Here is a 12083-nt window from a genome sequence, read left to right on the forward strand (position 1 = left end):
CAGTCTGCGAGGACCTGGCTCAACCGGTCGCCCGCGGCCCCGCGCGTCGCTTCTCGGGACGACTCTCCTCGGCCGGCGGCTCTTCCGGGGCCTCCCCGTCGGTTTGCTCGTCGTTCCGCTCGGCGAGGTGCTCGGCCGTCGTGGCCATGGCCTCCTGGGCTTCGGGAGCCTCGAGGTCGGCCAGCTCGGGCACGAGCTCGTGGCGCTTGCTGAAGGTGTCGATGATCGCGAGGGCGACGGCGGCGATGGGGATGCCGATGAGGGCCCCGATCGGTCCGAAGAGGGCGGCGCCGGCGATGACGGAGCCGAGGGCCACCGCCGGGTGGACGTCCATGGTGCGGCGGCTGATCCGGGGCGTGAAGACGTAGTTCTCGACCTGCTGGTACACGGTGGCGAAGACGGCGATCCACAGGGCGTTGACGGGCTTGTCGAGCAGCGCGAAGAGCGCGGGCAGGGCCACGCCGATGTAGGTGCCGATCGTGGGGATGAACTGGCCGACGATGCCGGCGAAGACACCGAGGGGCAGCCAGAACGGCACGTCGATGAACCAGAAGAAGGCCGCGTGCGACACCGACGACAGCGTGGCCAGCACGACCTTGGAGACGACGTAGCCGCCGGTCTTCTCGACCGAGATCGTCCACACCGTGATGAACACGCGCTGGTAGCGCTGGGGCAGCCACGAGCCGATGGTCTGGCGCAGCTTGGGGCTGTCGGCGGAGAAGTAGTAGGTGAAGACGAGGATCGTCAGGGCGTCGAAGAGGAAGGCCAGCACGGAGCCGAAGATGCCGATGATGCCGCCGCCGTACTTCCCGGCGAGCTCGCCCACCTTCTCGGGAGTCAGCACGAGAGCGTTCTGGATCTGTGACAGGTCGAAGGAGGTGTGGAAGGTGGAGTTGACCCAGTTGATGGCGGAGGTGATCGCGGTCGGCAGCTGCGTGCCCAGCTCGGAGAGCTGCGAGACGAAGACCTGACCGAACATCTCGACGAGGGCGGCGAAGAGGATGACCATCGCCAGCATCGCCAGGCCCGTGGCGAGGCCGCGCTTGACCCCGTGCCTGCTCAGCCAGAGCACGACCGGCTCGAGGGCGATCGACAGCAGCCAGGCGAGCAGCAGCAGGAACAGGAAGCTGCCCATGGCGTCGAAGACCCAGGTGGCGACCCCGAGCAGGACCAGCCCGCCGATGACGGTCGCCGTGACGCGGCGCGCATTCGCCGGGGTGATGGCGATCCAGCGGGGCTGCTCGTCGAACGGCACCCCGGGCGTGGCATGGCCGGTGTGCCCGGGTCGGCGGTGCACCGGGTGCACGGGGCCGGTCGGGGGATCGGCAGGATCTTCGACGTGGTCGGCGCTCACGCTCCGAGCCTACGAGTCGTGGAGGCTGCGTCGGGGGATGCCGTGGCGCGCCGCCATGCACGTGGGCGCTCCGCGGGAGCGGTGTCCTTTTGGTGGACACGGCGTCTCACGATGCGGAAACCCCCTGTACCCGCGGGTAGCCGGGCGTACCGTGAAACGCATGACGCGGCAGGTCGTACTCATTCCCCGCCGCGGCGAGTCCAGGTAGTCAGCACCTCGCCGCGGAGATCCCGCGTACCCCTCGTGCTGACAGGTTCGCCCACCCGGGCTGGAGCCACCTGAGACCACAACGAACGACCCTCGATCGAAAGACGTGATCCCCATGAGCGAAGACGCGAAGGCCGCCCGTCAGGCACTGCAGGAGTCGATGGACCTGCGCGACCAGGGCCACGCCGAGCACTGAGTCCGGCAGGCACGACAGCCACTTCGGTGAAGGACCCCCGCATCCTGCGGGGGTCCTTCACCTTTCCATTTAATGAGACGCGCATCCCACATCACAAGACGGGTCCTAGGCTGACGGCATGGCAGAGACGCAGCTGAAGGACGCCTACTCGATCGCCGTGATCGGGGGCGACGGCATCGGTCCGGAGGTGGTCGCCGAGGGCCTGAAGGTCCTCGACGCGGTGACCGGGGAGGGCGGCCCGAAGTTCGCCACGACGGACTACGACCTCGGCGCACGCCGCTGGCACGAGACCGGTGAGACGTTGCCCGACTCGGTCCTGGAGGAGCTGCGCAGGCACGACGCGATCCTGCTCGGCGCCATCGGTGACCCGAGCGTCCCGAGCGGCGTCCTCGAGCGTGGCGTGCTGCTGCCCCTGCGCTTCGCCCTCGACCACTACGTGAACCTGCGGCCGGCCAAGCTCTTCCCGGGCGTCGCGAGCCCGCTCGACGTCGCCCGGGTCGCCCCGGACGGCATCGACTTCGTGGTGGTCCGCGAGGGCACCGAGGGGCCCTACGCCGGCAACGGTGGTGCGCTGCGGGTCGGGACGCCGGCCGAGATCGCGACCGAGGTCAGTGTCAACACCCGCTACGGCGTCGAGCGCGTGGTTCGCGACGCCTTCGCCCGCGCGCAGGCCCGTCCGCGCAAGCACCTCACGCTGGTGCACAAGCACAACGTGCTGACGTATGCCGGCCACCTGTGGCGCCGCACCGTCGAGGAGGTCGGGGCCGAGTTCCCCGACGTCGAGACCGCCTACCAGCACGTCGACGCCGCCACGATCTTCCTGGCCACCGACCCCGGACGCTTCGACGTCATCGTCACCGACAACCTCTTCGGTGACATCATCACCGACATCGCCGCGGCCATCGCCGGCGGCATCGGGCTCGCGGCCTCCGGCAACATCAACCCGGCCCGCACGACGCCGAGCATGTTCGAGCCGGTGCACGGGTCCGCCCCCGACATCGCGGGCCAGTCCAAGGCCGACCCGACCGCCGCCATCCTCTCGGTCGGCATGCTGCTGGCCCACCTCGGCCTCGACGCCGAGGCGGAGCGGGTCGACGCCGCAGTCGCGGCCGACCTGGCCGAGCGCGGTGACGCCGCGCGCAGCACGACGGCCGTCGGCGACGCGGTCGCGGCGCGCCTCTGAGACCGCGCGACACGGCATACGCACGCGGGTGCGCCGCCCGACGACGAGGGGTGCGTATGCGTTGGGTTCCCTGCCGTCGACCGGCGGGCACCCGAACGGCGCCCGGCTACGTCGTCTCACCATGTGGGCGATAGCCTGACACCGGATCACCGCTGATTTTCGCTCTGGAGGTTTGTCATGACCCAGCTGTCCTTCGAGGTCACCCGCCGCGACGACCTCACGCCACCCGAGCGCATCGCCGAGATCCTCGAGAACCCCGGCTTCGGCAAGACCTTCACCGACCACATGGTCGTCGCCACGTGGACCGCCGACGGCGGCTGGGGCGACGCGCAGGTCAAGCCGTACGGCCCGTTCCGGCTCGACCCGGCCGCTGCCGTCCTGCACTACGCGCAGGAGATCTTCGAGGGGATGAAGGCCTACCGCCACGCGGACGGCTCCATCTGGACCTTCCGCCCCGAGGCCAACGCCGCCCGCTTCGCCCGCTCGGCCCGCCGCCTCGCGCTGCCCGTGCTGCCCGAGGAGGACTTCGTCGAGTCCCTGCGCCAGCTCGTGGCCGTCGACCAGGACTGGGTGCCGGCCGGTGACGCGGGTGAGAAGAGCCTCTACCTTCGCCCGTTCATGTTCGCCTCCGAGGCCTTCCTCGGCGTGCGCCCCGCCCAGGAGGTGACCTACTCGGTCATCGCGTCCCCGGCCGGCGCCTACTTCTCCGGCGGCCTCAAGCCCGTCACGCTCTGGATCTCCACCGACTACGCGCGGGCGGGGGAGGGCGGCACCGGCGCCGCCAAGTGCGGTGGCAACTACGCCAGCTCGCTCGCCGGGCAGCTCGAGGGCATCGAGCACGGCTGCGACCAGGCCGTCTTTCTCGACTCCTCGACGCACACCTACATCGAGGAGCTGGGCGGCATGAACCTCTTCCTCGTGACGAGGGACGGGCGCATCATCACGCCCGAGCTGACGGGCACGATCCTCGAGGGCGTCACGCGCAGCTCGATCCTCGAGATCGCCAAGGAGGAGGGCCTCGAGCCCGAGGAGCGACGCATCCCCATCGAGGAGTGGAAGCAGGGGGCTGCCAACGGCGACATCGTCGAGATCTTCGCCTGCGGCACGGCTGCCGTGGTCACTCCGGTCGGCGAGCTGCGCTGGGACGGCGGCTCCGTCGACCACCGCCGCGACGGGCACGAGGACCGCTACGCCGAGGCCATCCGCAAGCGGCTGCTCGACATCCAGTACGGCCGTGCGGAGGACACGCACGGCTGGCTGACCCGGCTGGTCTGACGAGCGCGACTCCCGTGGACGTCGGCCCGCGACCACGTCTGGTCGCCTCCGACCTCGACGGGACCCTGCTGCGCAGCGACGGCTCGATCTCGCGGCGCACGGTCGATGCCTGGACCGCGGCCGGCGAGGCGGGCATCGAGACGGTGCTCGTCACGGCACGGCCGCCCCGCTGGCTGCACGACCTCGAGCACGTCGTCGGACCCCGGGGGACTGCGATCTGCGGCAACGGCGCCTTCGTCTACGAGGTGGCGACGCGCCGCCTGGTCGAGACGCACTGCTTCGAGCCGGGCGTCGTCGAGGAGCTCGTGGCGGACCTGCGCCGGGCCCTGCCGTCGCTCACCTTCGCCGCCGAGTGCGCGACGGGCCCGTTCGTCACCGAGGACTACCCCGAACCGCACCGGGACCGCGGCGCCGACCGGCTCCTCCGCGGCTCGTGGCACGAGCTGGGCAGCGAGCCGGTCGGGAAGCTGCTCGCGCTCGCTCCCGGGGAACCCGTCGAGGAGTTCCTCGCGACCGTCGAGGGGGTGCTCGGCGACCGCGGGCACCTGCACTTCTCCGGTGCCCACGGGCTGGCCGAGATCAACGCTCCCGGAGTGACGAAGGCTGCGGGGCTGGCGCGCTGGGCCGAGCGGCTGGGAGTGCCTGCGAGCGAGGTGTGGGCGTTCGGCGACATGCCCAACGACCTGCCCATGCTGTCCTGGGCGGGCACGGGCTGGGCCGTGGCGAGCGGGCACCGCGACGTCCGACGGGCCGCGGACCGGGAGTGCCCCGCCAACGACGAGGACGGGGTGGCCCAGGTCCTCGAGGCACTGCTGAGGCACATCAGCGACTAAAGGTTTGAACCAGAACCATTGACGCCGCCGGACACGCGGGTATTTGATGCCACGCATCACATTGACGCGGCGGGCAAAGGTCCGCTGCCTGATGTTTGCGAGGTAGTGCTGTGAGCGTTCCTCCGTCCCCTCCCGCTGACCCGCCCCTCGACCGCAGAGGGACCGCGCACCAGCCGGTGGCTCCCGGCCCCGGCCTGTCCTCCGACGACGACGAGGGCTTGCTCGCGTCGCTCGGCTACAAGCAGGAGCTGCACCGCGGCATGTCGGGGTTCTCCAACTTCGCCGTGTCGTTCTCGATCATCTCGATCCTCGCCGGCTGCATCACCAGCTACGCCATCGCCATGAACGCCGGCGGGCCGGTTGCCATCTCGATCGGCTGGCCGCTCGTCGGTGCCTTCGTCCTCTGCGTCGCCATGGCGATGGCGGAGGTCTGCTCGGTCTACCCGACCGCCGGTGGCCTCTACTTCTGGGCCGGGCGCCTCGCCCGGCGCAACAAGCGCGTGTGGGCCTGGTACGTCGGCTGGTTCAACTTCCTCGGCGAGGTCGCCGTCACCGCCGCCATCGACTACGGCGCCGCCGTCACGTGGATGGCACTGCTCAGCCTCGTGTTCGACCTGCAGGTCACGGCGGGCACGACGTTCGTGGCCTTCCTCGTGATCATCGTCCTGCACGGCCTGCTCAACACCTTCGGCGTCAATCTCGTCAAGCTGCTCTCCAACGTCAGCGCCTGGTGGCACCTCGTCGGCGTCGCCGTCATCGTCGGAGTCCTCGTCGTCGTGCCGGACAGGCACCAGGACCTGTCGTGGACCTTCACCCACTTCGAGAACCGCACCGGCTGGGGCGCACCGTTCTACGCGTTCCTGCTGGGCCTGCTCATGGCGCAGTACACCTACACCGGCTTCGACGCGTCGGCGCACGTCGCCGAGGAGACGAAGAACGCCTCGACCGAGGCGCCGAAGGGCATCGTCCGCAGCGTCTGGGTCTCGATCCTCGCCGGCTGGGTCCTGCTCGTGGCCGTCACCGCGGCGATCCAGAACTACGACACGGCGCTCGGGACCGACATCGGGCTGCCGCCCGCGCAGATCTTCATCGACGCGGCGGGCCGCTCGCTAGGAATCTTCCTGCTCTTCATCTGCGCCGTCGCCCAGTTCTTCTGCGGGATGGCGTCCGTCACCGCGAACTCCCGCATGTCGTATGCGTTCTCCCGTGACAACGCGCTCCCCGGCTCGCGCTGGTGGGCCCAGGTCAACCCGCGCACCGGCACGCCGACCAACTCCATCTGGCTCTGCGTCGTGTGCTCGGTCGTGCTCACCACGCCCGCGCTCGTGTCGACCACCGCCTACCTCGCGGTCACCTCGATCGCGGTCATCGGGCTCTACATCGCCTACGTCGTCCCGGTCTTCCTGCGCCGCACCAACCCCGACTTCCGTCCGGGGCGGTGGAACCTCGGCCGGTGGAGCGCCCCGATCGGCTGGGTCTCGGTGGCCTGGGTCGCGTTCATCGTCGTGCTCTTCATGCTGCCGCCCGCGAACCCCATCACCGTCGACACCTTCAACTACGCCCCGATCGCCGTCGGCGTCGTGCTCGTCTTCTCGACCGTCGCGTGGTTCGCCGGCGGGCGCAGGCACTTCATGCGCGACGTCCCTGCGGGCCACGACACCAGGCCGGCCACGGAGATCTTCGGCTGACATGGTGCCCGAGAGGGGAGCCCGGCCCCCGCAGCCACTGGGCCTGACGGCGTTGCCGGACGCGGTGCTGCGCCCGGCGTCCGGCAACGCCTTCGAGCACGCCGTCGAGCAGCTGGCGCGCGCGATCCGCCTCGGTGTCTTCCCCGACGGCGAGCAGCTGCCGCCGGAACGGGAGCTGGCCGAACGGCTCGGCATCGGCCGCAACACCCTGCGCGATGCGATCGCGGCGCTTCGCGAGTCGGGCATGGTGACGACGCGGCGGGGACGGGGCGGCGGCACCTGGGTCACCTACGGCGGGACCGTGCGCGCTGCCGCTTGGGACCCCAAGGACGCCCCCGTGCGCAGCGGCGCCGCCATGGACGACGCGCTCGCCTTCCGCCGCGTCGTCGAGCCGGGCGCCGCCTGGTTCGCCGCCTCCCGGCCGCTCTCGGGCGACCAGCGGGCGTGGCTGGCCGAGAGCCTGCGTGAGGTCGACGAGGCGGTGGACGCACCGGCCCACCGCGTGGCCGACTCGCGGCTGCACCTGGCCGTGGCCACCCTCTCCGGCTCGCCGATGCTCGTCGACGCCGTCACGCGCGCCCAGTCGGCGCTGCACGACATGCTGACGGCGATCCCCGTCCTGACCCGCAACATCGAGCACTCGAACGCCCAGCACCATGACGTCGTCGCGGCGATCCTGCACGGCGACCCGGCACGCGCCCGGGCCGCCATGGAGGAGCACTGCGACGCCACCTCCGCGCTGCTGCGCGGACTTCTCGGATAGGACACGTGCACATGGCACCAGCACCGACCCTCACCCTCGAGCGGCTCCGTGCCGAGATCGAGTCGGGCGACATCGACACGGTGGTCGTCGCGTTCACCGACATGCAGGGGCGCCTGCAGGGCAAGCGCCTGCACGGCCACTACTTCCTCGACCACGTGCTCGAGGACGGCACGGAGGGCTGCAACTACCTGCTCGCCGTCGACGTCGACATGAACACCGTCGACGGCTACGCGATCTCCTCGTGGGAGCGCGGCTACGGCGACATGTCCTTCGACCTCGACCTGTCGACCCTGCGGCGCACCCCCGGCAGCCGTCACTCGGCCACCGTCCAGTGCGACCTCACCTGGCTCGACGGCAGCGGCCCGGTGGTGCAGTCCCCGCGCTCGGTGCTCAAGAAGCAGGTGGAACGCGCCGCGGCCCTCGGGATGGCGGCCCACTGCGGCACGGAGCTCGAGTTCATGGTGTTCCAGGAGTCCTACGAGCAGGCCTGGGACGCGGGCTACACCGGCCTGACGCCCGCCAACCGCTACAACGTCGACTACTCGATCCTCGGGGGCGACCGCGTCGAGCCGCTGCTGCGTGAGATCCGCAACGAGATGTATGCCGCGGGGGCCGTCGTCGAGAGCGCCAAGGGGGAGTGCAACCTCGGCCAGCACGAGATCGGCTTCCTGTTCGATACGGCAGTGCGCACCTGCGACAACCACGTCGTCTACCGCAACGCCGCCAAGGAGATCGCCGCCCACCACGGCCAGTCGATCACCTTCATGGCCAAGTTCGACCAGCGTGAGGGCAGCTCCTGCCACATCCACCTCTCGCTGCGCGGGCTGGGCGGCGAGACGGTCTTCGCCGACGACTCGCGCGAGAACGGGCACAGCGTCCTCTTCGACCACTTCCTCGCCGGCATCCTGGCGACACAGCGCGAGCTGACCTACTTCTACGCGCCGAACATCAACTCCTACAAGCGTTTCGCCTCGGCCAGCTTCGCACCGACCACCGTGGCGTGGGGCCGCGACAACCGCACCTGCGCGCTGCGGGTCGTCGGACACGGGTCGGCGCTGCGCGTGGAGAACCGTGTCGGCGGCGGTGACCTCAACCCGTACCTCGCCGTGGCCGCGATGCTGGCCGGGGGCCTGCACGGCATCGAGAACGAGCTGCCCCTGGAGCCGGCCCTGCAGGGCAACGCGTACACCTGCGACAAGCCGCGCGTGCCCTCGACGCTGCAGGAGGCCCGCGACCTGCTGGCAGCCTCGTGCGTCGCCCGCGCCGCCTTCGGCGACGAGGTCGTCGACCACTACGTCAACGCCGCCGACGTCGAGATCACGGCCTTCAACGCCGCCGTCACCGACTGGGAGCGCAGGAGAGGATTCGAGCGACTGTGACCACCACCAGCCACACCCACGACGTCCTCAACCCGGCGACCGAGGAGGTCGTCCGCTCGGTCGAGCTGGCCTCGCTCGAGCAGGCGGACGCCGCGATCGCCCGCGCCTCTACGGCAGCGCCGGCCTGGCGCGACGTGAGTCCCGCCGACCGCGGGCTGCTCCTACGCCGCTTCTCCGACCTCGTCGGCGAGCACCAGGAGGAGCTGGCCCGGCTCGAGGTGGACAACGCCGGCCACACCATCGGCAACGCCCGGTGGGAGGCCGGCAACGTCCGCGACGTCCTCGCCTACTACTCGGCAGCCCCGGAGCGGAACTTCGGGCGCCAGATCCCGGTCGCCGGCGGCATCGACGTCACCTTCCGCGAGCCCCTCGGGGTCGTCGGGATCATCGTGCCGTGGAACTTCCCGATGCCGATCGCCGGCTGGGGATTCGCGCCGGCGCTCGCGGCCGGCAACACGGTCGTGCTCAAGCCGGCCGAGCTGACGCCGCTGACGGCCATGCGACTGGGTGAGCTCGCGCTCGAGGCGGGGATCCCCGAGGGCGTGCTCACGGTCGTGCCGGGTCGCGGCGACGTCGTGGGGGACCGGTTCGTCACGCACCCCGACGTGCGCAAGGTCTGCTTCACCGGCTCCACCGCGGTCGGGCAGCGGATCATGCGAGGAGCCGCCGACCAGGTCAAGCGGGTCACCCTCGAGCTCGGCGGCAAGAGCGCCAATCTCGTCTTCGCCGACGCCGACGTCGAGCTGGCTGCGGCGCGGGCGCCCTACGGTGTCTTCGACAACGCCGGCCAGGACTGCTGCGCCCGCAGCCGCATCCTCGTGGAACGCAGCGTCTTCGACTCGTTCATGGAGCACTTCGAGACCGCGGTGCGCGGCGTCGTCGTCACCGACCCGAGCGACGAGTCGGCGGAGATGGGACCGCTCATCAGCGCCGGCCAGCGCGACCGGGTCCGCTCCTACGTCGAGGGGGCCGGGGGTCAGGTCGAGGTGGCCTTCCGGGGTGACGCCCCCGACGGCGCCGGCTACTGGTACCCGCCGACCGTCGTCCTGCCACGCTCGACGAGCGACCGCGTGTGGCAGGAGGAGGTCTTCGGTCCCGTCGTCGCCGTGATGCCGTTCGACGACGAGGCCGACGCGGTCGCCAAGGCCAACGACACGGCATACGGCCTCTCGGGGTCGATCTGGACGCGCGACATCGCCCGCGGGCTGCGCGTGGCCCGCGGCGTCGAGGCGGGCAACCTCTCGGTCAACTCGCACAGCAGCGTGCGCTACTCGACCCCTTTCGGTGGCTTCAAGCAGAGCGGGATCGGGCGGGAGCTGGGGCCCGACGCGCTCGAGGCCTTCACCGAGGTCAAGAACGTCTTCATCTCCACCGACTGACGCTCACCACGCACCCACCACCAAGAACCACTGGGCTAGAAGGAGATCCACATGGCAGGCAGGCTCGACGGCAAGGTCGCGGTCATCACGGGCGGGTGCTCCGGCATCGGCCTGGCGACCGTGCGGCGGTTCGCCGAGGAGGGCGCCAAGGTCGTCATCGGCGACCTCGACGAGGCGAACGGTCCGCGGATCGCCGACGAGGTGGGCGGCACCTTCGTGCGCGTCGACGTCGTGAGCAAGGAGGACGTCGACGCGCTCTTCCGCACGGCCAAGGAGACCTACGGGTCGGTCGACATCGCCTTCAACAACGCCGGCATCAGCCCGCCCGAGGACGACTCGATCCTCGACACCGACCTCGACGCCTGGCGCAAGGTGCAGGAGGTCAACCTCACGTCCGTCTACCTGTGCTGCAAGGCCGCGCTGCCCCACATGCTCGAGCAGGGCAAGGGCTCCATCATCAACACGGCGTCCTTCGTGGCCGTCATGGGCGCGGCGACCTCGCAGATCTCCTACAGCGCCAGCAAGGGCGGCGTGCTGTCGATGAGCCGGGAGCTCGGCGTGCAGTTCGCCCGCCAGGGCGTCCGCGTCAACGCCCTGTGCCCGGGACCGGTCAACACCCCCCTGCTGCAGGAGCTCTTCGCCAAGGACGAGGAGCGGGCCGCGCGCCGGCTCGTCCACGTGCCGATGGGCCGGTTCGGCGAGCCCGAGGAGATGGCCAACGCGGTGCTCTTCCTCGCCTCCGACGAGTCGAGCTTCATCACCGCGTCCACGTTCCTCGTCGACGGCGGCATCTCCGGCGCCTACGTCACCCCGCTCTGAGGGTGCGGATCGGGTAGGAGGGCGGCATGGGTCGTCCCGTCATCGGCATCACCGCCTACGTCGAGCGCGCGTCCTGGGGTCACTGGGTCGACGTGCCCGGCGCCCTGGTGCCGCACCGCTACGTGCGCCAGGTCGAGGACGCCGGAGGCATCGCGGTGGTCATCCCGCCGCGGGAGGACGCGGACGAGGACACCGCCCAGGCGATCCTCGACCGCCTCGACGGCATCATCCTGGCGGGAGGCGTGGACGTCGCCCCGGAGCTGTACGCCGATGAGCGCCACGCCTCCGTGCAGGCCTCCCGCCCCGACCGGGACTCCACCGAGCTGGCGCTCGCCCGCGCCACCGCGGAGAGCGACCTGCCGGTGCTCGGCATCTGCCGGGGCATGCAGGTGATGGCCGTGGCAGCCGGCGGGCTGCTCGAGCAGCACGTGCCGGACCGCGTCGGGCACGACGAGCACTCGCCGGGCCCCGCGACCTACGGCAGCCACGCGGTGCGGACGGTGCCGGGCTCCCGGCTGGCCGACCTGCTGGGTGAGCAGGTGGAGGTGCCGAGCTACCACCACCAGTCGGTGCTGACGCATCCGGGCTACGGGGCCTCCGCGTGGGCCGACGACGGCACGCTCGAGGCGATGGAGGACCCGGCTGCCTTCTTCCGCCTAGCGGTGCAGTGGCACCCGGAGGTCGGCACCGACCCCCGGCTGTTCCAGGCCCTCGTCGCGGCCGCCCGCGTGCGGGGTCGCCGGGTGAGCCGAACGCCGGGATGCTCCTGAGACAGCGGTCCCACCATCCGGACCCGGGGTGCCGCGCGCCGTCGCTGACCCCTACGGTGAGCGGGTGATGAAGCGACCCGTGCCCACCGGCACCCTCATTATCGAATAGCGCGACGAGCACCCCTCGTCGCGCAGACCTCCCAACCCTGGGGGGTCTTTTTGTTTCCCGAGACACCCCCGAGGGAGACGCGCGAAGGCCACCACCCCGGCCGCCGCCACAAGAGAAGAGACCGGGAC

General features: G+C 70.8%; 11 protein-coding genes. 10 read left to right on the top strand and 1 reads right to left on the bottom strand.

The features are described 5' to 3' along the window. Positions 1–19: 19 nt before the first annotated feature. Positions 20–1354: an AI-2E family transporter gene (locus AB0316_RS11580; protein WP_366273163.1), complete on the bottom strand. Its 1335-nt coding sequence runs from the start codon at positions 1352–1354 to the stop codon at positions 20–22. Between the two features lie 322 nt (positions 1355–1676). Between AB0316_RS11580 and AB0316_RS11585 the strand changes: the two genes are divergently transcribed. The 10 genes from AB0316_RS11585 (at position 1677) to AB0316_RS11630 (ending at position 11846) form a co-directional block, all read left to right on the top strand. Further along, positions 1677–1757, top strand: coding sequence for a 3-isopropylmalate dehydrogenase (locus AB0316_RS11585; protein WP_366273345.1), 81 nt, complete (start codon positions 1677–1679; stop codon positions 1755–1757). Positions 1758–1875: 118 nt separating this feature from the next. Then, positions 1876–2940, top strand: coding sequence for a 3-isopropylmalate dehydrogenase (locus tag AB0316_RS11590; RefSeq protein ID WP_366273164.1), 1065 nt, complete (start codon positions 1876–1878; stop codon positions 2938–2940). Positions 2941–3117: 177 nt separating this feature from the next. Beyond that, entirely contained in the window at positions 3118–4215 is a 1098-nt protein-coding gene (locus AB0316_RS11595) for a branched-chain amino acid aminotransferase (protein ID WP_366273165.1), read from the top strand. 14 nt (positions 4216–4229) lie between these two features. Further along, positions 4230–5048 carry an HAD-IIB family hydrolase gene (locus AB0316_RS11600; RefSeq protein ID WP_366273166.1) on the top strand — a complete coding sequence of 273 codons (819 nt, stop codon included), beginning with the start codon at positions 4230–4232 and terminating at the stop codon, positions 5046–5048. 110 nt (positions 5049–5158) lie between these two features. Then, positions 5159–6736, top strand: a complete 1578-nt coding sequence (locus AB0316_RS11605) for an amino acid permease (RefSeq protein ID WP_366273167.1) — start codon at positions 5159–5161, stop codon at positions 6734–6736. Positions 6737–6740: 4 nt separating this feature from the next. After that, positions 6741–7499, top strand: coding sequence for an FCD domain-containing protein (locus AB0316_RS11610; RefSeq protein ID WP_366273168.1), 759 nt, complete (start codon positions 6741–6743; stop codon positions 7497–7499). Between the two features lie 11 nt (positions 7500–7510). Further along, positions 7511–8878 (top strand): glutamine synthetase family protein, encoded by a 1368-nt coding sequence (locus AB0316_RS11615; protein ID WP_366273169.1) that lies wholly within the window; start codon positions 7511–7513, stop codon positions 8876–8878. Further along, positions 8875–10257 (top strand): aldehyde dehydrogenase family protein, encoded by a 1383-nt coding sequence (locus AB0316_RS11620; protein ID WP_366273170.1) that lies wholly within the window; start codon positions 8875–8877, stop codon positions 10255–10257. The genes AB0316_RS11615 and AB0316_RS11620 overlap by 4 nt, the downstream gene beginning before the upstream one ends. Before the next feature lie 51 nt (positions 10258–10308). Continuing rightward, positions 10309–11076 carry a 3-oxoacyl-ACP reductase gene (locus AB0316_RS11625; protein WP_366273171.1) on the top strand — a complete coding sequence of 256 codons (768 nt, stop codon included), beginning with the start codon at positions 10309–10311 and terminating at the stop codon, positions 11074–11076. A 26-nt stretch (positions 11077–11102) separates the two neighbouring features. After that, complete coding sequence (locus tag AB0316_RS11630) at positions 11103–11846, top strand: gamma-glutamyl-gamma-aminobutyrate hydrolase family protein (protein WP_366273172.1); 744 nt, start codon at positions 11103–11105, stop codon at positions 11844–11846. Positions 11847–12083: the final 237 nt, after the last annotated feature.

Source organism: Terrabacter sp. NPDC080008 (assembly GCF_040702505.1).
Classification (GTDB): Bacteria; Actinomycetota; Actinomycetes; order Actinomycetales; family Dermatophilaceae; genus Terrabacter.